This window comes from Shinella zoogloeoides (assembly GCF_003574625.1).
Taxonomy (GTDB): domain Bacteria; phylum Pseudomonadota; class Alphaproteobacteria; order Rhizobiales; family Rhizobiaceae; genus Shinella; species Shinella zoogloeoides_A.
In genome coordinates, this window is record NZ_QNUJ01000011.1 from 86,262 (window position 1) to 110,568 (window position 24,307).

Sequence of the window (24,307 nt, forward strand, 5' to 3'; positions counted from 1 at the left end):
GAGGCCCGATCCTTACAAAGGGCGGGATCGCGATCCATGGATTGAGAATGAAGACCGCCGCCCTTGCCAGCCTCTTCGCAGCGTCCGTGCTTGCCGCCGCGCCGGCAGCCGCCGCGGGCCTCACCTTCGCCGTCGTCGCGCCGAAGGACGGACCGCTCGCCATTCTCGGCCAGCAGGTCCGCGACGGCGCGCGCTTTGCCGCCGAGGCGAACGGCGACACGGTCGTCGAGATTGCGGAGGCCTGCGACGAGACGGATGGAGCCGGCATCGCCAAGGCAATCCTAGCGGCCGATGCGACCGCCGCCGTCGGCTTCCTCTGCTCGGAGGGGCTTGCCGCCTCGCTGCCCGCGCTCGCCGAGGCGAATGTGCCGGCTGTCACGCTTTCCGTGCGCTCCGGCATCCTCATGGAGGATGCGCTGAAGAAGAAATGGCCGCTCTTCCGCCTCGCCCCCGGCCCGAAGGCGGAAGCGGACAAGGCGGTGGAGGTCATCACCCGCGACTGGAAAGCCGAATCCTTCGCCCTCATCGACGACGGCACGATCCATGCCCGCGAGCTTGTCGAGGCCGTGCGGCTGCGGCTGGAGGACGTCGGCATGAAGGCGACCTTCGTCGATACGTATCGGCCGGCACAGGAACAACAGCTCGCGCTGGTGCGACGCCTCGCCAAGACCGGCGCCACCCATGTCTTCGTCGGCGGCGACCGCACGGACGTCGCCGTCATCGCACGCGATGCGAAAGCCGAGAAGAAGCCGCTTGCCCTTCTCGGCGGCGAGGCGCTGGTCGGCGCCGATCCCGTCGTGCCGATGACGGACGGCGTGGAGGCCATCGCCCTGCCCGACTACCAGTCCCTGCCGGAGGGCGCGCCGGTCGCCGCGGCGATGGCGGAAAAGGATATCGTCGCGGAAGGCTATGTGCTCCCCGCCCACGCCGCCGTCACGGTACTGGCGACGGCTGCCGCGGCAGGCGGCGACCTCACGCAGAAGCTCAGTGCCGGCAGCTTCGCGACGGCCATCGGCACGATTGCCTTCGGTGCCGATCACGAATTGAGGGAAAACCCCTACCGCCTGCTCGTCTGGCGCGCGGGCGCCTTCGTGCCGGTGGACAAGGCGGCGGAGAGCGAGTGATGGCGCCCGGTCCGCGGAACCTCATCACCGACGTTGCCGGCCTCAAGGTCGGCAACGCCACCGACCATGTCCTTCGCTCCGGCGTCACGGTCGTGCTCTGCGAGGAGCCCGCGACGGCGGCCGTGCAGGTGCTCGGCGGCGCGCCCGGCACGCGCGAGACGGATCTCCTGGAGCCGCACAACACGGTCCAGACGGTCGACGCGCTGGTGCTGTCCGGCGGCTCGGCCTTCGGCCTCGATGCCGCCTCGGGCGTGCAGGCGGGCCTGCGCGAGGCGGGGCGCGGCTTTGCCGTCGGTCCCCATCGCGTGCCCATCGTCCCCGCCGCCATCCTCTTCGACCTCATGAACGGCGGCAACAAGGACTGGGGCCGCTACCCGCCCTATCGCGAGCTCGGCTACCAGGCGCTCGCCGATGCGGGCGAGACCTTCGAGACCGGCAGCGCCGGGGCCGGCACCGGGGCCCTGACGGCGACCTTCAAGGGCGGAATCGGCTCGGCTTCCAGCGTGCTGGAGAACGGCTTCACGGTCGGCGCGCTGGTGGCGGTCAATGCGCTCGGCTCGGCCACCGTCGGGAACACACCGCATTTCTGGGCCGCGCCCTTCGAGGAGGACGGCGAGTTCGGCGGGCTCGGCCTCCCCACCCCGTTCCCCGCCGATGCGCGCATCCCACGCACGAAACTGTCGCCACGGCCGGCCGGCGTGGAGAACACCACCATCGCCGTCATCGCCACGGATGCGGTGCTGACGAAGGCGGAGGCCAAGCGCCTCGCCATTGCCGCCCATGACGGCTTTGCCCGCGCGCTCTGGCCGGCGCATACGCCGCTCGACGGCGATCTCGTCTTCGCGCTCGCGACCGGCAGGAGCGGCCGCGCACCGGCGGCGGAGGATTTCATCGATCTCTGCGCCGCGGCCGCCTCCACCATGGCCCGCGCCATAGCGCGCGGCGTGCACGATGCGGCGGCGATGCCGGGCGACGTGATGGCGACTTGGGCCACGCGGTAATTCGCCCGTTGTTCGGCCCTGCCGGGAATGGTATGGCGACGCCAGATTTCTCGCCCAGGAGCCTGACATGACCCTTCCCATCCGGATCGCGCCCTCCATCCTCGCCGCCGACTATGCCAAGCTGGGCCAGGAAGTGCGCGACGTCGTCGCGGCCGGGGCGGACTGGATCCATCTCGACATCATGGACGGCCATTTCGTGCCGAACATCTCCTTCGGCCCGGATGTCATCAAGGCGCTGCGCCCGCATACCGACGCCTTCTTCGACTGCCACCTGATGATCGCCCCCGCCGATCCCTATCTCGAAGCCTTCGCCAAGGCGGGCTGCGACGGCATCACGGTCCACGCCGAGGCCGGCCCGCATCTCGACCGCTCGCTTCAGGCGATCCGGGTGCTCGGCAAGCGCGCGGGCGTGGCGATCAACCCGGCGACGCCCGAAAGCGTGCTCGACTATCTCCTCGACAAGATCGACCTCGTCCTCGTGATGACCGTCAATCCCGGCTTCGGCGGCCAGAAGTTCATTCCGGCGATGGAAGAGAAGATCCGCCGCGTGCGCGCCATGATCGGCGAGCGGCCGATCGAGCTGCAGGTCGACGGCGGCATCGCCGTCGATACGATCGCCCTTCCCGCCTCCGCCGGCGCCAATGTCTTCGTCGCCGGCTCGGCCATCTTCGGCGGCGGCCATGTCGAGGCCTATCGCAAGACCGTCGACACCCTGCGCGGCAATGCGGAGGGTGCGCGGGCGTGACGACCTCGGGAAGAGCGGCCATCGTTCTTGCGGCCTGCCTTTCGGCGGCGGGCGCGCAGGCGGGCGATTTTTCCACCTTCCAGTCCCTCGGCTTCTCGCCGGACGGCAAGGTCTACGCCTTCGAGGAATTCGGCGTCCAGGACGGCTCGGGCTTTCCCTATTCCAACGTCTATTTCATCGACACGGAAAAGGACGCCTACCTTCCCGGCACGCCGATCCGCGTGCGCATCGACGACGAAGCGGCCGGCATCGCCAAGGCGCGCGCGGAAAGCCGCGACAAGGCGAAGGCGCTCGCCGACCGGTACGACGTGCTGGCCAATCCCGGCGTGCTCGCTGCCTTCAACCCGATGGGCGAAGGCAATGTCGATACGAAGCGCATCGAATATCTCCAGCACGCCGTCGAACCGACGGTCGGCGGCGCCTTTTCCCTCGCCATCGAGGACATCGCCCTCGACATGACGGACCGGTGCCGCGACATCGCGCCGGACGGCATCAAGGGCTTCCGCCTCAAGCTCGTCAAGAACGACGGGACCGTCGCCGATACGCTGGTGCACGAGGACAAGCGCGTGCCCGAGAGCCGAAACTGCGCCTTCTCCTACCAGATATCCGGCGCGGTCACCTTCAACGCGTTCAATGTGAAACCGGTCCATGTCGCGCTCGTGCTGGTGCGCAGCTTCGGCTTCGAGGGCGCGGACGGCCGCTGGATCGCAGTGCCCTTCCGCCCGTAGGGCCGCCATGCGTTGAGCTTGCCGGCCATCTTTGCTAAAGCGGCGGCAATTCCCACCCTCCCAAGGAAAGTCTAGAGCCGATGATCCCTCGCTATTCCCGACCGGACATGGTCGCCATCTGGTCGCCCGAAACGAAGTTCCGCATCTGGTTCGAGATCGAGGCCTATGCCTGCGACGCGCTGGCCGAGCTCGGCGTCATCCCGAAATCGGCCGCGGAGACCATCTGGGAAAAGGGCGGCAAGGCCGAGTTCGACGTCGCCCGCATCGACGAGATCGAGGCCGTCACCAAGCATGACGTCATCGCCTTCCTGACGCATCTTGCCGAGTTCGTCGGCCCGGACAGCCGCTTCGTGCACCAGGGCATGACGTCTTCGGACGTGCTCGACACGACCTTCAACATCCAGCTCGTGCGCGCCGCCGATATCCTGCTTGCCGACATGGACCGCGTGCTCGCGGCCCTCAAGGCCCGCGCCTTCGAGCATAAGGACACGATCCGCATCGGCCGCAGCCACGGCATCCATGCCGAGCCGACGACGATGGGCCTGACGCTCGCCCGCTTCTATGCCGAGATGGATCGCAATCGCGCCCGCCTCGTCGCCGCCCGCGCGGAAATCGCCACCGGCGCGATCTCCGGCGCCGTCGGCACCTTCGCCAATATCGATCCGCGCGTCGAAGAGCATGTCTGCGCCAAGCTCGGCCTCGTGCCGGAGCCTGTCTCCACGCAGGTCATTCCGCGCGACCGCCATGCGATGTTCTTCGCCACGCTCGGCGTCATCGCCTCGTCCATCGAGAACGTCGCCATCGAAATCCGCCACATGCAGCGCACGGAAGTCCTGGAGGCCGAAGAGTTCTTCTCGCCGGGCCAGAAGGGTTCCTCCGCCATGCCGCACAAGCGCAACCCGGTGCTGACCGAGAACCTGACGGGCCTTGCCCGCCTCGTGCGCATGGCCGTCACGCCCGCCATGGAGAATGTGGCGCTGTGGCACGAGCGCGACATTTCGCATTCCAGCGTCGAGCGCGGCATCGGCCCGGACACGACGATCACCCTCGACTTCGCGCTGAACCGCCTAGCCGGCGTCATCGAGAAGCTGGTGATCTACCCGGAGAACATGCTGAAGAATCTCAACAAGTTCCGCGGGCTCGTTCACTCGCAGCGCGTCCTGCTTGCCCTTACGCAAGCCGGGGTCTCGCGCGAGGATGCCTACCGCCTCGTGCAGCGCAACGCCATGAAGGTATGGGAACAAGGCAAGGACTTCCTCGAGGAGCTTCTGGCGGACGGCGAAGTGCGCGCCGCCCTTTCCGAAGAGGCGATCCGCGAAAAGTTCGACCTCGGCTACCACACCAAGCATGTCGACACGATCTTCCGCCGCGTCTTCGGCACGGTCTAAGGTCTGAAAAGGCGATGGCGCCAATGGCGCCATCGCTCCCCTCTGGCGGGCGGTCTTGCACTCTCCTCCTGGCGCTTCCGCCCGCGAAACGTTCCCTATCCCTCGTCGACGACAATCTTCCTGTAGAGATGCCAGGTGGCATGGCCGAGGATCGGCATGATCACGGCAAGCCCGACGAAGAGCGGGATCGAGCCAATGATCAGCAGCGCCGCGACGATCAGGCCCCAGCAGGCGATCGGCACGGGATTGACCAGCGTCGCGCGCAGCGACGTCTCGACGGCTGCGACCGCCCCGACATCCCGGTCGAGCAGCATCGGAAAGGCGATGACGGTGGTCGCCAGCACGACCAGCGCGAAGCAGAAACCGATGGTATTGCCGGCCAGCATCAGGAGCAGCCCGTTCTCGGAATCGAAGACGGAGGCGAGGAACAGCGACAGCGAGCGCGGCGGCTCCGGCCCGTAAAGGCTGGTATAGAGCATCTGCGCGAAGACAAGCCATGCCACGAAGAGCACCATCAGCATCGCACCCAGGGCGAGGATCGACGGCAGGGCCGGCGAATGGCGAACCTCCAGCGCATGCAGCCAGGACGCATCCATGCCGCGCTCGCGCCGACGGCTGATCTCGTAGAGGCCGATGGCGAAGAACGGCCCGAGCAGCGCGAAGCCCGCCACCAGCGGAAAGATCAGCGGCAACATGTTGGCCCCGGAACTCCAGGTGACGAGCACCACGCCGCAGATCGGATAGATGAGACTGAGGAAGACGTAATGCGACGGCTTGGCGCGAAAATCGTCGAAGCCGCGCATGAGCGCATCCCGGATATCGGTGAGGCCGATCCGCCGGATTGCCGGATGGGCGACCATCTCGCCGGGGCCGGCCATGACATGAAAGCTCGCCATGATACTCCTCCTTGCCGGTTGGAAACCGTCAATGGCGCACCAAGTGGAGGGCAATCGTCCGCCACCACGGCAGGCCGTGACTGGCATTGAAGACCGCGAATCATACACCCGGAGGGCCGATTTGTCCCGCCCCCTTGACTTCAGCACTTCGTGAACGCACATCCGGGCGCATGAAAGTCTCGGAAGCAGATATCCTCATCGTCCCCGGATACAGCAATTCCGGCCCCGACCACTGGCAGAGCCGCTGGCAATCGAAACTCTCGACGGCGCGCCGCGTGGAGCAGGCCGAATGGGCAAAGCCCGTGCGCGAGGACTGGGTGCGGCGCGTGGTCGAGGACGTCGCGGCGGCCACGAAGCCCGTCGTCATCGTCGCCCATTCGCTCGGCGTTGCCAGCGCCATCCATGCCGTGCCGCATCTCGGCGACAAGGTCGCCGGCGCCTTCCTCGTCGCGCCGCCCGATGTCGCCAATCCCGATATCCGGCCGAAGCACTTCATGAGCTTCGGGCCCTATCCGCGCGATCCGCTGCCCTTCCCCTCGCTCGTCGTCGCCAGCCGCAACGATCCGTTCGGCACCTACGAACACGCCGACGACATTGCCGCCGCCTGGGGCTCGCTTCTGCTCGACGCCGGCGAATCCGGCCATATCAACGCGGAATCCGGCCACGGCCCCTGGCCGGAGGGAACGATGGTCTTCGCCCAGTTCCTCAGCCGTCTCAAGGCGCCGGCCTGACCGGCCGGGGCCCTCATTTCATCATTAAGAGGAATTTCATAGAAATCCTGCACGCTGCCGGCTGTTGAGTTCATTGCAGGCGCCGCGTTTATGGCCAAACCTTCCGGTTCGACCTCCATTGCCGTGCGGGAAGCGGAGCACGAATCGTTCTACCGCCGCCTGTTCGACCGTTCCGGTTTCGGCTTCGCCGCGCTCGATGGCGAAGGCCGCATCGTGGATGCGAATGCCGTGCTGCTCAAGGCGCTCGGCGTTGCCTCCTTCTCCGCACTCACGACCTTCAAGGCTGCCGTCTCGCCCAAGGACCGCGCCATTCTGCCGCTCGCCATGCGCGCGCCGATGGCCGAGCAGTCGCCATGGGAAATCCGCCTCCAGCGCGCGGATGGCGCGGAATTCTGGGTTCTGGCCTCCTTCATCGCACCGCCAGTCAATCCCGGCGAAGATGCTTCGCCGGCCCTGATCGTCCAGATCGTCGACATCGACGAGCGCAAACGCAACGCGCTGGAACTGGCCGAGCGGGAAAGCCGCTGGAACCACGCTCTCGAATCCGCCGGACAGGGTGTCTGGGACCATGATTTCGCTCGCGGCGACCTGTTCTATTCCCGCCAGTGGCGCACGATCCGCGGCCTTCAGCCGGACGACCCGATCGAGGGTAACCTCGATGCGTGGATCGATTCCGTCCATCCCGACGACCGGGCCCATGTGCTCGCGCAGATCGCAAGGCAGGAGAGCGGCGAAGCGCCGTTCAACGTCTTCAGCTATCGCGAGAAGCACAAGGACGGGCGCTGGATCTGGATCGAAAGCCGTGGCGCGGTGGTCGAATACGATGACGACGGCAAACCGAGCCGCATTGCCGGCACCGACACGGACATTACCGAGCGCAAGGAGGCGGAAGAGCGCCTCGCCCAGATGTCCCGCCGGCTGGAGCTGGCGCTCGACGTTTCGCGCATCGGCGTTTTCGAGGTCAACCTGCGCACGGGCGAGGTGCGCTGGGACGACCGGATGATCGAAATGTACGGGCTCACCGAGGCGCCAGACGGCACCACCTGGGAACGCGCTGTGCATCCCGGGGACAAGCGCAAGGCCACCGCCAAGGTGCGCGACGGTATCTTCCACAGCCGGGATTTCTCCAACGAGTTCCGCATCATCCGCGGCGACGGCGAGATCCGCCACATCCGCGGGCGGGCCGCGCCCTATCTCGACGGCACCGGCGTGCCGCGCCTCATCGGCGCGAACTGGGACGTGACCGACGACGTGCTGCTGCAGGAGGAGCTGAAGCACGCCAAGGAGCTTGCCGAAGCCCACAATGACGAACTGGAAGCGGCGCGGGCGCGCATCGAATACACCGCCCTGCACGACCACCTGACCGGGCTTCCGAACCGGCGCTACCTGGATGCGGCCATCGAGGAGGCGGCGGAGGCGGCGCGCCGGTCCGGCAGCCGGCTTGCCGTGCTGCATATCGACCTCGACCGCTTCAAGGAAATCAACGACACGCTCGGCCACCTTGCCGGTGACGAAATGCTCATACACGCCGCGAAGGTACTGGGCGAACTGAAGGGAGACGGCGACTTCGTCGCGCGGATCGGCGGTGACGAATTCGTCTTCCTTTCCAGCGCCTCATCCGGGCGGAACCTCGCAGTGCTTGCCGAGGCGATCGTCGAGGCGATGCGCAAGCCCGTTACCTTCAACGGCCATATCTGCCGCTTCGGCGCCAGCGTCGGCATCGCCAGCCAGTCGGGCGCGGCCGTCGACGCCAAGCAACTCCTCGTCAATGCCGACCTTGCGCTCTACCGCGCCAAGAACCGCGGCCGCAGCCGGCACGAGTTCTTCACCAGCGATTTCCAGGCACAGATCATCGTCAAGAAGCAGACGGCCGACGATATCCTCTCCGGCATCGAGCAGCGCCGCTTCCTTCCCTGGTACCAGCCGCAATTCTCGGCCCGCACGCTGGACATGACCGGCGTCGAGACGCTGGCCCGCTGGGATCATCCGACGCGCGGCATCCTTACGCCGGACACCTTCCTGAAGATCGCCGAGGATCTCGACTGCGTGGCGATGATCGACCGCATCGTGCTGGAACGGTCGCTTGCCGATTTCGCGGAATGGCAGTCCATGGGGCTCGGCATCGGCAAGATTTCGGCGAACGTTTCCTCCAAGCGCCTGCACGACCCGGAGCTCGCCCGCTCGTTGCAGATGCTGGACATCCCTCCAAAATCGCTGTCATTCGAGCTTCTGGAATCGATCTTCCTCGATGACTGCGACCGCACGGTGCTGGAAAACCTCGCCGAGATGCGCAGGCTCGGCATCGATATCGAGATCGACGACTTCGGCACGGGCCACGCCTCCATCATCAGCCTGATGAAGCTGCGTCCGCGGCGCCTGAAGATCGACCGGCAGCTCGTCAAGCCGGTCGCGCGCTCGCCCGGCCAGCGCAAGCTCGTCGGCACCATCATCGAGATCGGCCGCTCGCTGAATATCGAGGTGGTGGCCGAAGGTGTCGAGACGGCCGCCCATGTCGCCGTCATGCGCGACCTCGGCTGTGATATCCTGCAGGGCTACGCCCTCGCCCGCCCGATGCCGGCATCGGCGCTCCCCGCCTTCGTGGAGCGCCAGGAATGGCGCGCGAATGCCGGCTCCGCGCGCGACCTGCAGAACGAGATCCGCCGCGCCGTTACCCGCCAGAGCGTTTCCGGACGCTAAACCGCTTCGCGCTTTTGCTGGAAATACTCAGGAAACGCAAAAGCCGCCCGGCATGCCGGACGGCTTTCGAAAACGCGCGAGCGCCGTTCAGTTCGCTTCGAGCTGCGAAATGGCGACCGCCAGAAGCTCGATCATCTGCACGCGGATTTCATCTTCGGTGCGGGCAACGCCGGCCGCATCGAAATCGGCCTTGACCTTGCGCACGACATCCTCGTGGCCGACTTCCTCGAAGTCCGCGGCCACGACTTCCTTGGCATAGGCTTCCGCCGCTTCGCCGGTCTTGCCGAGCAGGCCGGCAGCCCACAGGCCGACGAGCTTGTTGCGGCGCGCTTCGGCCTTGAAGCGAAGTTCCTCGTCCAGTGCAAACTTGGCCTCGAAGGCCTTTTCCCGATCTTGTATGCCGCTCATATGTGTCTCCCGTAGATTTTCTGACCCGTGAGGCCTGACGATCATAAATCAAAACCCCGGCCGATATACAAGAGGAGCTTCCGCATCCCCCGGCAAAGGCCGGAAAACGGGGGATCGGGCGTCTCGGCGATTGTGAAACCGCGGCATTTCGTTTATGGGAGCCCGAAAGAAAGACACCTGCGCGGCCCAATCGCGCCAACAAAGAGAAAACTCCATGAACCGTCGCCGCCGTATCTACGAGGGCAAGGCCAAGATTCTCTATGAGGGTCCGGAGCCGGGCACGCTGATCCAGTTCTTCAAGGACGATGCGACCGCCTTCAACAAGAAGAAGCACGATGTCATCGACGGCAAGGGCGTGCTCAACAACCGGATTTCCGAGTACCTCTTCACGCAGCTGAACAAGATGGGCATTCCCACCCATTTCATTCGCCGCCTCAACATGCGTGAGCAGCTGATCAAGGAAGTCGAGATCATCCCGCTTGAGGTCGTCGTGCGCAACGTCGCCGCCGGCTCGCTCTCCAAGCGCCTCGGCATCGAGGAAGGCACCGTCCTGCCGCGCTCGATCATCGAATTCTACTTCAAGGCCGATGCCCTGGAGGACCCGATGGTCTCCGAGGAGCACATCACGGCCTTCGGCTGGGCAAGCCCCCAGGAACTCGACGACATCATGGCGCTCGCCATTCGCGTCAACGACTTCCTCTCCGGCCTCTTCCTCGGCGTCGGCATCCAGCTCGTCGATTTCAAGATCGAATGCGGCCGCCTCTACGAGGGCGACATGATGCGCATCATCATCGCCGACGAGATTTCGCCCGACAGCTGCCGCCTCTGGGACATCGCCACCCAGGAGAAGATGGACAAGGACCGTTTCCGCCGCGACATGGGCGGCCTCGTGGAAGCCTACCAGGAAGTGGCCCGCCGCCTCGGCATCATCAACGAGAACGAGCCCGTGCGCGGCACCGGCCCGGTTCTGGTGAAGTAACACGTCTCCCAAGGATGGAACGAAAGACATGATCAAGGCACGCGTAACGGTTACGCTCAAGAACGGTGTTCTCGACCCGCAGGGCAAGGCCATCGAAGGCGCCCTCGGCAGCCTCGGCTTCGACGGCGTCGGCCAGGTCCGCCAGGGCAAGGTCTTCGACCTGGAGCTCCAGACCGTAGACCGCGCCAAGGCCGAAGCCGACCTTAAGGCCATGTGCGACAAGCTTCTGGCCAACACGGTAATCGAGAACTATACTATCGCCCTCGCCTGACGGTTGAAGGGAGATGAAGAATGGCAGAAGTGACGAACGAGCTGCTGTACGAAGTGCTGAAAAGCATCCATTCCCGAATGGACAAACTGGATACCGGGCTTTCCGATCTTCGCAGTGAGATGATCACGATGCGGGGAGCGCTCGTGACAGTGCAGCAAGACGTTCACCACATCTATTCGCGCCTGGACCGCGTGGACCAGCGTCTCGACCGTATCGAAAACCGCCTCGAACTGCGTGAACTCGCCGAGGCCCAGGCAAGGTTTGAAGCACACCCATGAAATCCGCCGTCGTCCAACTCCCCGGCCTCAACCGCGACCGCGACATGATCGCTGCGCTGACCAAGATTTCCGGCAAGGCGCCGGTGACCGTCTGGCAGACCGAAACGGACCTGCCGGATGTCGACCTCATCGTCATTCCGGGCGGCTTCTCCTACGGCGACTATCTTCGCTGCGGTGCCATCGCCGCCCGCATGCCGATCATGCAGGCTATCAAGGCGAAGGCCGAGGCCGGCGTGAAGGTGCTGGGCGTATGCAACGGCTTCCAGATCCTGCTCGAAGCGGGCCTCCTGCCGGGCGCGCTGATGCGCAATGCCTCGCTGAAATTCGTCTGCCGCGAAGTGAAGCTGGAAGTCGCCAACGCTGACACCGACTTCACCCGCGCCTATGAAAAGGGCCAGATCATCCGCTGCCCGGTCGCCCATCACGATGGCAACTATTTCGCCGACGCCGAGACGCTCGCCAAGGTCGAAGGTAACGGCCAGGTCGTCTTCCGCTATGCCGAAGGCACCAACCCGAACGGTTCGATCAACGACATTGCCGGTGTGATGAACGAAAAGGGCAACGTGCTCGGCCTGATGCCGCATCCGGAAAACCTCATCGAGGCCGCCCATGGCGGTTCCGACGGCCGTGGGCTCTTCGCATCGGTTCTCGACGTCATCGCGGCCTGAGGCAACCTGACGAAACCTGCCGGACACGGGCGCCGAAAAGCCCCGATCCGCCGGCTTCATACGGTTTCGTCAGCCTCTCTTAACCGGCCCTTGCTATCAAGGCGCATGTTCGCTCCCGAAAGGTCTTCCATGCGCCCTCTCCTCTCCGCCAAGCTCCTCCTGCCGCTCGTCGCCGCTGCGGCCATGGCCGGCTGCCAGGCGAAGACCCCGGCGCCGAAGGCCGACAATCGCGCCCTTCCGATGATGGAGCGGGTCGCGCTCGGCGCGAATAGCTGCTGGTTCAAGTCTGGCGATCCGGCCTTCAAGGCCTATCGCCTCGCGCCGGAGCTGAATTCCTTCTCCGGCCGCCCGCGCATCTTGGTCGTCCACCGCAATTCGCCGGAAGCCCGGCCGCTGCTCGTCGTGCAGGCTGAAGGAAGCCCCGCCAAGCTCGACGCATTCGGCCCGCTGATGGGCGAAGCCGTCGGTCCGCGCATCGCGACCGACGTCAAGCGCTGGGCCGGCGGCGGCAAGGGCTGCTGACGGGATCAATCCCAGAAATAGGACTTTCCGGCCTCACGCCGGGCTTCGCTGCGGGTGAGCCCGACATCGCGAAGCTGCTCGTCCGTCAGTTCCAGCAGCGCATAACGCGTGTGTCGCCTGATACGCCATGCCTGATAGACGCGCCATGCGCGACGAAGGATCACGCGGAACGCGCCGCGCGACTTTAGCTCCGTGCCGGCGTAAAATGTCTCAATTGCCATCACTGCATCTCCTGAAATGTCACCGGAAATAGTGACAATCGGCAAAGACAGAGATGAATTGACTCACAAAACGGTGCAATATAAGAATTGCCACCATGACAAATTGGCTACCCGATCTCCAGGCCTCCGACGGGCCGCTCTATGTCCGCATCGCCGACCAGATCGAGCAGGCGATCAATACCGGGGCGCTCGCCGCCGGCAGCAAGCTGCCGCCACAGCGCAACCTCGCCTATGATGTCGGCGTGACGATCGGCACGATCAGCCGCGCCTACAGCATGGTGCGCGAGCGCGGCCTCGTCAGCGGCGAAGTCGGGCGCGGAACCTATGTGCTCGGCACGGGCGCGGAGGACGAGCCGGCGCCGATCGACACGGTCAGCGCACGGCTTTCCGGCACGCGGGCCGCCAATGCCCCGCCGGGCAAGCTGCGCTTCGACACGACGGCGGCGACGGATGTCGGCCAGTCGGCCGTCATCACCGATATCCTTTCCGCCATCTGCCGCGAGCAGCCGAACGAGATCGCCAGCTACACCCGCAACTTCCCGCAGCATTGGCTGGAGGCCGGGCGGCGCTGGCTGAAACAGGGCGACTGGCAGCCGAGCCTCGACAGCATCGTGCCGACGCTGGGCGCGCATGCGGCGGTCATTGCCGCGGTTTCGGTCATCACCTCGCCCGGCGACCGCATCGCCTTCGAGCACGTCACCTATTCGCAGATCAGCCGCGGCACCGCCCTCCTCGGCCGCCAGACCGCGCTCGTCGAGTCGGATGCCGAGGGGGTCATTCCCGAAGATTTCGAGCGGGTCTGCCTGCAGCAACATCCCAAGCTCGCCTTCCTGATGTCTTCGGCACAGAACCCGACCCTCGCCACCATGCCGGAGGAGCGCCGCCGTGCCATTGCCGCCATTGCCAGGCGGCACAATGTCTTCCTCGTGGAGGACAATCTCTACGGCGCGACGGCGGACACCGGCATTCCGCTGCTGGCGGAAATCGCGCCGGACCGCACCTTCCTCGTCGGCGGCCTGTCGAAGAGCGTCGCGGCCGGGGTGCGCGGCGGCTGGATCGCCTGCCCGCCGCATCTTGCCCAGCGCGTGCGCATCGCCCACAAGATGGTGAGCGGCGGCCTGCCCTATCTGCTTGCCGAACTCGGTGCGCGGCTGGTGCTGAGCGGCATGGCGGACACCATCCGCGGCAGGGTGGCCGAGGAAGTCGGCGCCCGCGAGGCCCATGCGCGGGACATCTTCGCCGGGCTCGATTTCAACTCGCACCCGCGCGTGCCGTTCCTCTGGCTGAAGCTGCCCGACCCCTGGCTCGCCGGCACCTTCCGGCAGGCGGCCTTCGACGAGGATATCCTCATCGACGACGAGGACGAGTTCAAGGCCGGCCGCACCGAAAAGACCTTCTACCGGGTGCGCATCGGCCTTTCCTCGCCGGAGAACCGCGAGGACGTCGTCACCGGCCTGACGCGGCTGCGCCGCCTGCTCGCCCATGGTCCGACAGGCTACGACAGCCCGGCCTGAAAGCCGCTTTCTCATGTGGTTGGCGGTCATTTTCCTGTCGCGCTGCAAAGCAGCATGGGGTAAAGAGACCGCAATCCTGCCCTCCACCGACAAGACGAGCGACGATGACCATTTCGAACACCCGCCCGATCACCCCGGAGCTGATTGCCGCCCACGGGCTGAAGCCGGATGAATACGACCGCATCCTCTCGCTGATCGGCCGCGAGCCGACCTTCACCGAACTCGGCATCTTCTCGGCCATGTGGAACGAGCACTGCTCGTACAAGTCCTCCAAGCGCTGGCTTCGCACGCTGCCGACCAAGGGTCCGCGCGTCATCCAGGGCCCGGGCGAGAATGCCGGCGTGGTCGATATCGACGACGGCGACTGCGTGGTCTTCAAGATGGAGAGCCACAACCACCCGTCCTATATCGAGCCCTACCAGGGTGCGGCGACCGGCGTCGGCGGCATCCTGCGCGACGTCTTCACCATGGGCGCCCGCCCGGTCGCGGCGATGAACGCGCTGCGCTTCGGCGAGCCGGACCATCCGAAGACCCGCCACCTCGTCTCGGGCGTCGTCGCCGGCGTCGGCGGCTACGGCAACTCCTTCGGCGTGCCGACCGTCGGCGGCGAAGTCGAGTTCGACGCGCGCTACAATGGCAACATCCTCGTCAACGCCTTTGCCGCCGGCCTTGCCAAGTCCAACGCGATCTTCCTGTCCGAAGCCAAGGGCGTCGGCCTGCCGGTCGTCTATCTCGGCGCCAAGACCGGCCGCGACGGCGTCGGCGGCGCGACCATGGCCTCGGCCGAATTCGACGAGTCCATCGAGGAGAAGCGCCCGACCGTTCAGGTCGGCGACCCCTTCACCGAGAAGTGCCTGCTGGAAGCCTGCCTCGAGCTGATGCAGACCGGCGCCGTCATCGCCATCCAGGACATGGGCGCGGCCGGCCTCACCTGCTCGGCCGTCGAGATGGGCGCCAAGGGCGACCTCGGCATCGAATTGAACCTCGATCTGGTTCCGGTGCGCGAAGAGCAGATGACCGCCTATGAGATGATGCTTTCGGAAAGCCAGGAGCGCATGCTCATGGTTCTCGAGCCTGCCAAGGAAGAGGAAGCCAAGGCCATCTTCGTCAAGTGGGGCCTCGACTTCGCCATTGTCGGCTATACGACGGACGACCTGCGCTTCCGCATCCTGCACCAGGGCGAGGAAGTCGCCAACCTGCCGATCAAGCAGCTCGGCGACGAAGCGCCGGAATACGACCGCCCCTGGCGCGAGCCGGGCAAGCCCGCCCCGCTGCCGGCCAATCTGGTCGCCGAGCCGAACGACTACGGACAGGCCCTCCTCAAGCTCGTCGGTTCGCCGAACCAGTCGAGCCGCCGCTGGGTCTACGAGCAGTACGACACGCTGATCCAGGGCAATTCGCTGCAGATCCCGGGCGGCGACGCCGGCGTCGTGCGCGTCGAGGGCCATGCCACCAAGGCGCTCGCCTTCTCCTCCGACGTGACCCCGCGCTATGTCGAGGCCGATCCGTTCGAGGGCGGCAAGCAGGCCGTCGCCGAATGCTGGCGCAACATCACTGCGACCGGCGCCGAGCCGCTCGCCTCCACTGACAACCTGAACTTCGGCAACCCGGAAAAGCCCGAGATCATGGGCCAGTTCGTCAAGGCCATCGAGGGCATCGGCGAAGCCTGCCGCGCGCTCGACTTCCCCATCGTCTCCGGCAACGTCTCGCTCTACAACGAGACCAACGGCATCGCGATCCTGCCGACCCCGACCATCGCCGGCGTCGGCCTGCTGCCCGACTGGTCCGTCATGGCGAAGATCGGCGGCGCGAAGGACGGCGACCATCTCCTCCTCATCGGCGTCGACGGCAGCCATCTCGGCCAGTCCGTCTATCTGCGCGACGTGCTCGGCATCGTCGACGGCCCGGCCCCGGAAGTCGACCTCTATGCGGAACGTCGCAACGGCGACTTCGTGCGCTCGGCCATCCGCAATGGCCAGGTCACGGCCTGCCACGACATCTCCTCGGGCGGCCTTTCCGTCGCGCTCGCGGAAATGGCGATGTCCTCCGGCAAGGGCGCCAGGATCGACCTTTCCGAGGCGAACGGCCCGGCCCATGCGCTGCTCTTCGGCGAAGACCAGGCCCGCTACGTCATCGCCGTGCCGGCCGATCTCGCCAACTTCGTCTGTGCCAATGCGGAAGGCGCGGGCGTGCCGTTCCGCCGCCTCGGCACGGTGGGCGGCGATGCGCTTTCCGTCGGCGACCTCCTGTCGCTGCCGGTCGCCAGCCTGAAAACGGCCCACGAAGGCTGGTTCCCGGCATTCATGGACGGCGAAGCCGCCTGATCGGCGGGCATCGACGCCAGGTGATTTGCGGGCTCATCGTTCCAGCGGAACGATGAGCCCGTTTCCTTTTGCGGCGGGCTGCGACGCACAGCCTGGCCGCAGTCGCGCGCGGCCGCTCTTGTAGAAGCCGGGATGGACGACCTCTGCGATTGACCTTTCCGGATGTTCGCCACTATCCTGCATGGGCAATAACGGAATCGGAGACTTCACTGTGGCAATGAGCGCCGGCGACATCGAAACCCTCATCAAGCAAGGCATTCCGGACGCCAAGGTGACGATCCGCGACCTTGCCGGCGACGGCGACCACTATGCGGCCGAGGTGGTGGCGGAAAGCTTCCGCGGCAAGAGCCGCGTGCAGCAGCACCAGATGGTCTACGAAGCGCTGAAGGGCAATATGGGCGGTGTGCTGCATGCCCTCGCCCTCCAGACCTCCGCGCCGGACTGATCCGGCGGTGGCCGACCTCATCAAGGACCTCGTCAGCGGCGTGGTGGACGCAGCCCTCAAGGAGGTGCTGAAGAAGACCGGCGTGCGGTCGGCTTCGACCCGCCGCAGGAAGGCCTCGGGCGGCCTCCTCGCCGACGTGATCGAAGCCGTGCTGAAGCCGGAGAAGAAGCCGGCGCGGCGCGCCCGCAAGCAGGTGAGCCGCCGCAGGACGGCGGCAAGCCGCAGCCCCCAGCGCAACCGCTAGCCTCGACCGACCGGGCAAAGGCGCGGCGAACGCGCAACACCCCGCAAGTCGTAAGGCAGCCCCCGGCGTTTTTTCCCGGGCGCTTCTGGCAATTGTCACACGAGATTGTTATCTAGGGCGAACGGTTCATCGCATCGGCCCTTGAAGCCGATTTGCCAGGGAATATTGAAATGAGCGGCATCCACGATTTCATCGACAATGAAGTGAAGACCAACGACGTCGTCCTGTTCATGAAGGGCACGCCGGAATTCCCCCAGTGCGGGTTCTCCGGCCAGGTCGTGCAGATCCTCGACTATGTGGGTGTCGACTACAAGGGCATCAACGTGCTCGCCGACGCCGACATCCGCCAGGGCATCAAGGACTATTCCAACTGGCCGACCATCCCGCAGCTTTACGTGAAGGGTGAGTTCGTCGGCGGTTGCGACATCGTGCGCGAGATGTTCCAGTCGGGCGAGTTGCAGACCCATCTTCAGGGCCAGGGCATCGCCGTCAAGGGCGCCGCCTGACGCCTTTCCGATCTTTCGCCGGCAAGCTTTTCAAAAGGCGCCGCACCCAGCGGCGCCTTATCTCTTTCATGGAATAAATTGATATGTCTGGACTTTCCCCTGAATCGGCCCAGCGCCTGAAAGGCATGGGCAAAGTAGAATTCATCGCACTGATGGCCCTCCTGATGGCGCTCAACGCGCTCGCCATCGACATCATGCTGCCCGGTCTCCAGGAGATCGGCGCCAGCCTCGGCGTCGAGAACGAGAACCACCGCCAATATGTCATCTCGGCCTACCTGATCGGCTTTGCCTGCGCGCAGCTCTTCTACGGCCCGATCTCCGACCGTTTCGGCCGGCGCAAGCCGATGCTCTTCGGCCTTGCCATCTATGCCGTGTCGTCGCTCTTCGCCATCCTCGTGCCGAGCTTCGCCGCGCTGCTGGCGCTGCGCTTCATCCAGGGCATCGGCTCGGCCGCAACGCGCGTCATCACCGTCTCCATCGTCCGCGACGTCTTCGGCGGGCGCGCGATGGCGGAGGTCATGTCGCTCATCATGATGGTCTTCATGGTCGTTCCGGTCATGGCGCCGGGCACCGGCCAGGTCGTCATGCTGTTCGGCGAATGGCACCTGATCTTCATCTTCATGGCGGTCATGACCGTGGTCGTCGGCACGTGGATGTATATCCGCCTGCCGGAGACCCTGCATCCCGAGGACGTGCGCCCCTTCACGGCGCGCTCGATACTCGGCGGCTTCCGCATCGTTCTCACCGACCGCGTGGCGCTCTGCTACACGCTGGCGAGCACCTTCATCTTCGGCGGGCTCTTCGGCTTCATCAACTCGGCGCAGCAGATCTATGTCGGCATCTACGGGCTCGGCGTGTGGTTCCCGCTCGCCTTCGCCGGCGTCGCCGCCTTCATGGCCCTGTCGTCCTTCGTCAATTCGCGGCTCGTCGGGCGCTTCGGCATGCGGCGCCTGTCGCATGGCGCACTGCTCGGCTTCCTGACCGTGAACACGATCTGGCTCGTCCTGACGCTGCTCTGGCCGACGCATCTGCCGTTTGCGATCTTCATCGTGATCTTCGCGCTGACGATGTTCCAGTTCGGCTGGATCGGCTCGAACTTCAACTCGCTCGCCATGGAGCCGCTTGGCCACGTCGCCGGCACAGCCTCTTCGGTGCTCGGCTTCATGGGCACGGCCGGCGGCACGGTGATCGGCGCGATCATCGGCCAGTCCTTCAACGGCACCTCGCTGCCGCTGGTCATCGGCTTCTTCACCCTCTCGGTGATCGGCCTCATCTTCGTGCTGATCGCCGAGCACGGGAAGCTGTTCCAGCCGCATAACAAGCCGGTTTGAGAAGGCGGCGGGGCTGCATGCAGTTCCGCTCCGCTTCCCAGCCTGCCCCTCTTCACGGCGTGGATCCTCGGGTCGAGCCCGAGGATGACGGGAGGCAAGGCTTGAAGGCAAACAAAAGGCCCGGATGCGGATGCAGCCGGGCCTTTTCATTCAATGCGCTCCACTCAGTCGACGAAGACCTCGCGGCGAAGCATCTCCCAGCTTTCCCTGTCCGGCGCCAGCAGCAGGCCACCCTCGACGTGATGGGGCCTGTAGGCCGAGCCGTCGAAACGGGCGGCATAGGCGCCGGCCTCCCGCGCGATCAGCGTGCCGGCGAGGTGATCCCAGGGCATCAGCTTGTTGTACATGAGGTAATGCAGGTTGCCGCCCGCGAAGGTGCGGTATTCGTGCGCGGCGCAGCGATAGTTGGAAACGAAGGCGACCTTGGCGAGGTTCGACAGGACGCGGGCGCGGCGCGCGCGGTCGAGGAAGCTGGTGGATGCCATGCCGGTCATCGCCTCGAGCGGCGCGGCGCCGCGCGTCTTCAGCCGGACCGCCGGGCGATGATCGCCCGTCTGCCAGGCGCCGCCGCCCTTTTCCGCCATCACGAAATCGTCGCCCATCGGATCGTAGATGATGCCGCCGACCGTCTCGCCGCCGGAAACGATGGCCGCCATGACGCCGAAGAGCGGCACGCCGGCCGCGAAATTGAAGGTGCCGTCGATCGGATCGACGACGATGGCGAGCTCTGCATCCGCAAGCTTGCCCAGCAGCGCAGGATCGGCCGCGACCGATTCCTCACCGACGAACAGCACGCCCGGAAACTGCGCCGTCACCTCGCGCTTGATGAAGCGCTCGGCCGCCTCGTCGGCTTCCGTCACGAGGTCGTTGGCGTCCGCCTTGGTGCGGATGTCGCCCTTGCCGAGGGCGCGGAAGCGCGGGCGGATTTCGGCCTCGGCCGCCTGTGCGAGCACGAGCGCCAGCGCATTGATGTCAATCGTCATTTTGTCTTACCGTTTCCAGGGAGGAGAAATCGAAAAGCTTCGGATCGAGGAGATGGGACGGGTTGGTGTGGCCCAGCGCCCGCAGCATGGCGTCCTTGCGGCCCGGCATGCGCGTCTCGATATCCGCCAGCATCGCCTTCATCGCATTGCGCTGGAGACCGTCCTGCGAGCCGCAGAGGTCGCAGGGAATGATCGGGAAGCGCATGGCGGCGGCGAATTTCGCAAGGTCGTCCTCCGCCGCATAGGCGAGCGGACGCAGCACCATCAGATCGCCCTCGTCGTTCAAGAGCTTCGGCGGCATGGCGGCGAGCCGCCCGCCGTGGAAGAAGTTCATGAAGAAGGTCTCGAGGATATCCTCGCGATGGTGGCCGAGCACCAGCGCGTCGCAGCCCTCCTCCCGGGCGATGCGATAAAGGTTGCCGCGCCGGAGCCGCGAGCAGAGCGAGCAATAGGTCGCTCCCGTCGGCACCTTCTCCTTCACGATGGAGTAGGTGTCGCGATATTCGATGCGGTGTTTCACGCCGATGGATTTCAGGTAGTCCGGCAGGATGTGCTTGGGAAAGTTCGGCTGGCCCTGGTCGAGATTGCAGGCGATCAGCTCGACGGGCAGCAGGCCGCGCCATTGGAGGTCCATGAGGAGCGCCAGCAGGCCGTAGCTGTCCTTGCCGCCGGAAAGGCCGACGAGCCAGCGCTTCTGGCCCTTGAGCATGGCGAAGTCGTCCATCGCCTGCCGCACGTGGCGGAGCAGGCGCTTGCGCAGCTTGTTGAAGGAGACGCTCGACGGCGCATCCGCGAAGAGCGGATGGCGGCCATCCTCCGGTGCATCGTCTTCGATTTCGGCAAGGGCAAGGGTCATGCGCCTGCAATGCCCCGAACGGCCGGCACAATCAAGCCCCGAAGACGGACCAGCCGGTGCGCGTTGCCAGCATTTCCAGCGCCAACGAGCCGAGCAGCGAATTGCCGTTCTCGTTGAGGCCCGGCGACCAGACCGCGACCGAGGCCTTTCCGGGCGCGACGGCGAGGATACCGCCGCCGACGCCGCTCTTGCCGGGCAGGCCGACGCGATAGGCAAAATCGCCCGAGCCGTCATAGTGGCCGCAGGTCAGCATCAGGGCATTGATGCGCCGCGCCCGAAGATGCGAGACGACGCGGTGGCCGGTGAGAGGATTGGTGCCGCTGTTGGCGAGGAACAGCCCTGCCCGCGCCAGCTGCCGGCAGCTCATCGCCAGCGCGCATTGATGGAAATAGACGCCGAGCACCAGTTCGGCCGCATGGTCGAGCTTGCCGAAGGAGCGCATGAAATTGGCGAGCGCGAAATTGCGGAAGCCCGTCGCCTGCTCCGAGCGCGCCACGGCCTGGTCGACGATGATATCCTCCTCGTCCGCCAGATAGCGCAGGAAGCGCACGACCTCGCCGATCGCCTCCTTCGGCGTGTGGCCGGCGAGCACGAGATCTGTGATGGCGATGGCCCCGGCATTGATGAAGGGATTGCGCGGGATGCCGGCTTCCTGTTCGAGCTGGACAATGGAATTGAAGGCCGAGCCGGAGGGCTCGCGCCCGACGCGCTTCCAGATGCCCTCGCCATGCTTGCCGAGCGCCAGCGTCAGGGTGAAGACCTTTGAGATGCTCTGGATGGAAAAGGCCTCATCCGCGTCGCCGGCAAGGTGGGTTTCGCCATCGACCGTAACGACGGCCATGCCGAATTTCTGAGGGTCCACATGGGCAAGCTGCGGAATGTAATCGGCCACCTTGCCCTCGCCGCGCCGCGGCGACAGGCTCGCATGGATTTCCTCGACGATAGCCTGAAGGTCTGTCACGCGGGTACCCCCAAAAGAAAAAGCCGCCAATCTCTTGGCGGCTTTTCCAGATTGCGCAAGGCGTCTTTCGCGAATTAACGCGAGTAGAATTCGACGACCAGGTGCGGTTCCATGACGACCGCGTAGGGAACGTCGGAGAGAACCGGAACGCGAACGAAGGTCGCGGTCATCTTGTTGTGGTCGGCTTCGATGTAGTCCGGAACGTCGCGTTCAGCGAGGCCAACGGATTCGAGAACCGTGACGAGCTGCTTGGACTTTTCCTTGACTTCGATGACGTCGCCCGGCTTGCAGCGGTAGGAACCGATGTTGACGCGGACGCCGTTGACCTTGACGTGGCCGTGGTTGACGAACTGACGGGCAGCGAAGACCGTCGGAACGAACTTGGCGCGGTAGACGATCGCGTCGAGGCGCGATTCGAGCAGGCCGATCAGGTTTTCCGGGGTGTCGCCCTTGCGGCGTTCGGCTTCGGCGAAGATCGCGCGGAACTGCTTCTCGCGGATATCGCCATAGTAGCCCTTCAGCTTCTGCTTGGCGCGGAGCTGAACACCGAAGTCCGAAAGCTTGGACTTGCGGCGCTGGCCGTGCTGGCCCGGGCCGTATTCGCGGCGGTTGACCGGGGACTTCGGACGGCCCCAGATGTTTTCGCCCATACGGCGGTCGATTTTGTACTTGGATGCAGCGCGCTTGCTCATCGCATTTCCTCTAGGTCTTGTTATGCCGTTCCCTTGCGGGACCGGCTGAAGGAAACACGCCCTCCTCTGAACCTTTTTCGGGTTCCGACAGGTTTCTCACGATCGCGACCGGAGAATCCACGGGACATGTCAAATGAAACACCGGACATTTCTGCCCGGCGCTGGCGGGGTCATTAGGCGGGTTTCAGGAAGATGTCAACGCGGAAAGCCCGGAAATCCGACTATTCCGCGGCATCGCGGTGAGAATCCGCAAGGTCCGGCCCGTTGGCGTCGCCCGGCAGCGTCTCGCAGCCGAGGTCCGGGAAGGCGACGATGCGGTGGCCGGCGAGATCGCTGTGCACGACCACCAGCCCCTGCTCCTCGAAATAGCCGAGGAGACGGCGCGCGCGGCGGGCCGAATGGGTGCCATAGGCGCGCGCGATCCGCGCATCCGAGGGGCAGGCCAGCCCGCGCACCGCCGCCTGCGCGACGAGCAGGAACACGCCCTGCAAATCCTCGGTGACGCTGCGGGAAAGATCGAGCGCCCTCGCCCAGACCTCCGTCGCCGCCGTCTCGGCATCCACACCCGAACGGGCGACCGCCATCTTGCGCCTGAAGGCCGGCAGCGAGAGCGGCGCGCCGGGCACGCGGCGGATGCGGCAGCGCACGAGGAAATCCTGGAACATTTCGGCATCGGCCCGGAAGGCGGCCTCGGGGTTGGCGAGGATTTCGGCGAGCGCCTGGTCGAGCAGGCTTTCGCGCTCCTCGGCGGAAATCTCCGGCGCTGGGGCTTTCGCCTCCGTCTGCACCGGCTCCGGCCGGGCGCGGGAAAGTTCGGCAAGGATATCCGTCGTCGGGCGCGGCGCGGGCGGCGCGCGGCGGACGACGGGACGTGTGAATTCGTCCGGGTCCGGCGTGAAGATCAGGTCTTCGACATCCTGCGGCGCATCCGGCAGGGGCATCAGCTTGGGACTGGTGGAGCGCGCGGAGGTCTCGACCGCGCCGATCGTCACCGGCAGCGGGCGGCGCGACAGCGCCGGGCCGAGCGCGACGAAGGAGCCGCGCGGCAGGTCGCGGAACATTTCCGCCTGCCGCCGGTCGAGGCCGAGAAGATCGGCGGCGCGCGCCATGTCGATATCGAGGAAGGTGCGGCCCATCAGGAAGTTGGAGGCTTCGGCGGCGACGTTCTTGGCAAGCTTGGCGAGGCGCTGCGTGGCGATGACGCCGGCAAGGCCGCGCTTTCGGCCACGGCACATCAGGTTCGTCATCGCGCCGAGCGAGAGTTTGCGCGCTTCTTCGGAGACTTCGCCGCTGACGGCGGGGGCGAAAAGCTGCGCCTCGTCGACGACAACAAGCACCGGATACCAGTAGTCGCGATCCGCATCGAACAGCGCGTTGAGGAAGATGCCGGCCGCGCGCATCTGCTCGTCGGCCTCAAGGCCCTCCAGCGAGAGCACGCAGGACACGCGATGCTGGCGAATGCGGGTGGCGATGCCGACAAGCTCCGCCTCCGTGCGCTCGCCATCGACCACCACATGGCCGAAGCGGTCGGACAGCGTGACGAAGTCCCCTTCGGGATCGATGATGACCTGCTGCACCCATTGCGCGGACTGTTCGAGCAGGCGGCGCAGGAGATGCGACTTGCCCGAACCCGAATTGCCCTGCACGAGCAGGCGCGTCGCCAGCAGTTCCTCGATATCGAGCCTGGCCGGTGCGCCGCCCTGCACCGTTCCCATGTCGATGCCGACCTTCATCCCGTTCCTCGTTCCTGAAAAATCCGATTCGCCCGGCCGCCTGCGGAGGGCCGGCAAGCCC

At 65.7% G+C, this 24,307-nt stretch carries 26 protein-coding genes; 18 read left to right on the plus strand and 8 right to left on the minus strand.

Going from position 1 to position 24,307, the window contains the following annotated elements; translation table 11 throughout:
- Positions 1-47 precede the first annotated feature (47 nt).
- The 5 genes from DSD28_RS20620 (at position 48) to purB (ending at position 4,986) form a co-directional block, all read left to right on the plus strand.
- Positions 48-1,124 carry an ABC transporter substrate-binding protein gene (locus tag DSD28_RS20620; RefSeq protein ID WP_119258317.1) on the plus strand — a complete coding sequence of 359 codons (1,077 nt, stop codon included), beginning with the start codon at positions 48-50 and terminating at the stop codon, positions 1,122-1,124.
- Complete coding sequence (locus DSD28_RS20625) at positions 1,121-2,125, plus strand: P1 family peptidase (RefSeq protein WP_162911491.1); 1,005 nt, start codon at positions 1,121-1,123, stop codon at positions 2,123-2,125. Before DSD28_RS20620 ends, DSD28_RS20625 begins: the two co-directional genes overlap by 4 nt.
- Before the next feature lie 67 nt (positions 2,126-2,192).
- Positions 2,193-2,870, plus strand: coding sequence for a ribulose-phosphate 3-epimerase (gene rpe, locus DSD28_RS20630; protein ID WP_119258319.1), 678 nt, complete (start codon positions 2,193-2,195; stop codon positions 2,868-2,870).
- The gene (locus tag DSD28_RS20635) at positions 2,867-3,598 is read left to right on the plus strand and encodes a DUF2259 domain-containing protein (protein WP_119258320.1); all 732 of its coding nucleotides are present in this window, start codon (positions 2,867-2,869) and stop codon (positions 3,596-3,598) included. The genes rpe and DSD28_RS20635 overlap by 4 nt, the downstream gene beginning before the upstream one ends.
- Positions 3,599-3,678: 80 nt before the next feature.
- Positions 3,679-4,986: an adenylosuccinate lyase gene (purB, locus tag DSD28_RS20640; protein WP_119258321.1), complete on the plus strand. Its 1,308-nt coding sequence runs from the start codon at positions 3,679-3,681 to the stop codon at positions 4,984-4,986.
- 95 nt (positions 4,987-5,081) lie between these two features.
- Here the strand turns inward: purB and DSD28_RS20645 are convergent, their stop codons facing one another.
- Positions 5,082-5,882, minus strand: coding sequence for a DUF2189 domain-containing protein (locus DSD28_RS20645; RefSeq protein ID WP_119258322.1), 801 nt, complete (start codon positions 5,880-5,882; stop codon positions 5,082-5,084).
- 170 nt (positions 5,883-6,052) lie between these two features.
- Between DSD28_RS20645 and DSD28_RS20650 the strand changes: the two genes are divergently transcribed.
- Both DSD28_RS20650 and DSD28_RS20655 read left to right on the plus strand, forming a co-directional pair.
- Positions 6,053-6,613: an RBBP9/YdeN family alpha/beta hydrolase gene (locus DSD28_RS20650; protein ID WP_119258323.1), complete on the plus strand. Its 561-nt coding sequence runs from the start codon at positions 6,053-6,055 to the stop codon at positions 6,611-6,613.
- A gap of 90 nt (positions 6,614-6,703) precedes the next feature.
- Positions 6,704-9,310, plus strand: a complete 2,607-nt coding sequence (locus DSD28_RS20655; protein WP_119258324.1) for a sensor domain-containing protein — start codon at positions 6,704-6,706, stop codon at positions 9,308-9,310.
- Positions 9,311-9,397: 87 nt separating this feature from the next.
- On the opposite strand, the gene DSD28_RS20660 is transcribed toward DSD28_RS20655, so the two are convergent.
- Positions 9,398-9,718, minus strand: coding sequence for a DUF1476 domain-containing protein (locus tag DSD28_RS20660; RefSeq protein WP_119258325.1), 321 nt, complete (start codon positions 9,716-9,718; stop codon positions 9,398-9,400).
- Between the two features lie 214 nt (positions 9,719-9,932).
- On the opposite strand from DSD28_RS20660, the gene purC reads away from it, so the two are divergent.
- From purC to DSD28_RS20685, 5 genes are all read left to right on the plus strand, one after another.
- Positions 9,933-10,697: a phosphoribosylaminoimidazolesuccinocarboxamide synthase gene (gene purC / locus DSD28_RS20665; RefSeq protein WP_119258326.1), complete on the plus strand. Its 765-nt coding sequence runs from the start codon at positions 9,933-9,935 to the stop codon at positions 10,695-10,697.
- 28 nt (positions 10,698-10,725) lie between these two features.
- Entirely contained in the window at positions 10,726-10,968 is a 243-nt protein-coding gene (purS, locus tag DSD28_RS20670; protein ID WP_119258327.1) for a phosphoribosylformylglycinamidine synthase subunit PurS, read from the plus strand.
- Positions 10,969-10,988: 20 nt separating this feature from the next.
- Positions 10,989-11,246, plus strand: a complete 258-nt coding sequence (locus DSD28_RS20675) for a hypothetical protein (protein ID WP_119258328.1) — start codon at positions 10,989-10,991, stop codon at positions 11,244-11,246.
- On the plus strand, positions 11,243-11,914 hold the full coding sequence (gene purQ, locus DSD28_RS20680; RefSeq protein ID WP_119258329.1) for a phosphoribosylformylglycinamidine synthase subunit PurQ: 672 nt from the start codon (positions 11,243-11,245) through the stop codon (positions 11,912-11,914). Before DSD28_RS20675 ends, purQ begins: the two co-directional genes overlap by 4 nt.
- A 129-nt stretch (positions 11,915-12,043) precedes the next feature.
- Positions 12,044-12,436, plus strand: a complete 393-nt coding sequence (locus DSD28_RS20685; RefSeq protein ID WP_119258330.1) for a hypothetical protein — start codon at positions 12,044-12,046, stop codon at positions 12,434-12,436.
- 5 nt (positions 12,437-12,441) lie between these two features.
- On the opposite strand, the gene DSD28_RS20690 is transcribed toward DSD28_RS20685, so the two are convergent.
- A complete protein-coding gene (locus DSD28_RS20690; protein ID WP_119258331.1) occupies positions 12,442-12,657 on the minus strand; it encodes a DUF1127 domain-containing protein in 216 nt (71 codons plus the stop codon).
- A 95-nt stretch (positions 12,658-12,752) separates the two neighbouring features.
- On the opposite strand from DSD28_RS20690, the gene DSD28_RS20695 reads away from it, so the two are divergent.
- From DSD28_RS20695 to DSD28_RS20720, 6 genes are all read left to right on the plus strand, one after another.
- A complete protein-coding gene (locus DSD28_RS20695) occupies positions 12,753-14,171 on the plus strand; it encodes a PLP-dependent aminotransferase family protein (protein WP_119258332.1) in 1,419 nt (472 codons plus the stop codon).
- A gap of 104 nt (positions 14,172-14,275) precedes the next feature.
- Positions 14,276-16,495: a phosphoribosylformylglycinamidine synthase subunit PurL gene (purL, locus tag DSD28_RS20700; RefSeq protein ID WP_119258333.1), complete on the plus strand. Its 2,220-nt coding sequence runs from the start codon at positions 14,276-14,278 to the stop codon at positions 16,493-16,495.
- A gap of 211 nt (positions 16,496-16,706) precedes the next feature.
- Positions 16,707-16,940 carry a BolA/IbaG family iron-sulfur metabolism protein gene (locus DSD28_RS20705; protein ID WP_119258334.1) on the plus strand — a complete coding sequence of 78 codons (234 nt, stop codon included), beginning with the start codon at positions 16,707-16,709 and terminating at the stop codon, positions 16,938-16,940.
- Positions 16,941-16,947: 7 nt separating this feature from the next.
- The gene (locus DSD28_RS20710) at positions 16,948-17,184 is read left to right on the plus strand and encodes a hypothetical protein (RefSeq protein ID WP_119258335.1); all 237 of its coding nucleotides are present in this window, start codon (positions 16,948-16,950) and stop codon (positions 17,182-17,184) included.
- A gap of 170 nt (positions 17,185-17,354) precedes the next feature.
- Positions 17,355-17,690, plus strand: coding sequence for a Grx4 family monothiol glutaredoxin (gene grxD / locus DSD28_RS20715; protein WP_119258336.1), 336 nt, complete (start codon positions 17,355-17,357; stop codon positions 17,688-17,690).
- A gap of 125 nt (positions 17,691-17,815) precedes the next feature.
- Positions 17,816-19,021 carry a multidrug effflux MFS transporter gene (locus tag DSD28_RS20720; protein WP_119258337.1) on the plus strand — a complete coding sequence of 402 codons (1,206 nt, stop codon included), beginning with the start codon at positions 17,816-17,818 and terminating at the stop codon, positions 19,019-19,021.
- A gap of 164 nt (positions 19,022-19,185) precedes the next feature.
- Here the strand turns inward: DSD28_RS20720 and DSD28_RS20725 are convergent, their stop codons facing one another.
- The 5 genes from DSD28_RS20725 to DSD28_RS20745 all read right to left on the minus strand — a co-directional run bounded on the left by DSD28_RS20725 (position 19,186) and on the right by DSD28_RS20745 (position 24,246).
- Positions 19,186-20,004 (minus strand): inositol monophosphatase family protein, encoded by an 819-nt coding sequence (locus DSD28_RS20725; RefSeq protein WP_119258338.1) that lies wholly within the window; start codon positions 20,002-20,004, stop codon positions 19,186-19,188.
- On the minus strand, positions 19,994-20,962 hold the full coding sequence (gene ttcA / locus DSD28_RS20730) for a tRNA 2-thiocytidine(32) synthetase TtcA (RefSeq protein ID WP_348627941.1): 969 nt from the start codon (positions 20,960-20,962) through the stop codon (positions 19,994-19,996). The genes DSD28_RS20725 and ttcA overlap by 11 nt, the downstream gene beginning before the upstream one ends.
- Entirely contained in the window at positions 20,892-21,821 is a 930-nt protein-coding gene (locus DSD28_RS20735; protein WP_119258340.1) for a glutaminase, read from the minus strand. The genes ttcA and DSD28_RS20735 overlap by 71 nt, the downstream gene beginning before the upstream one ends.
- Positions 21,822-21,895: 74 nt before the next feature.
- Positions 21,896-22,513 (minus strand): 30S ribosomal protein S4, encoded by a 618-nt coding sequence (gene rpsD / locus DSD28_RS20740; RefSeq protein ID WP_119258341.1) that lies wholly within the window; start codon positions 22,511-22,513, stop codon positions 21,896-21,898.
- A 221-nt stretch (positions 22,514-22,734) separates the two neighbouring features.
- Positions 22,735-24,246 carry an ATP-binding protein gene (locus tag DSD28_RS20745; RefSeq protein WP_119258342.1) on the minus strand — a complete coding sequence of 504 codons (1,512 nt, stop codon included), beginning with the start codon at positions 24,244-24,246 and terminating at the stop codon, positions 22,735-22,737.
- Positions 24,247-24,307: the final 61 nt, after the last annotated feature.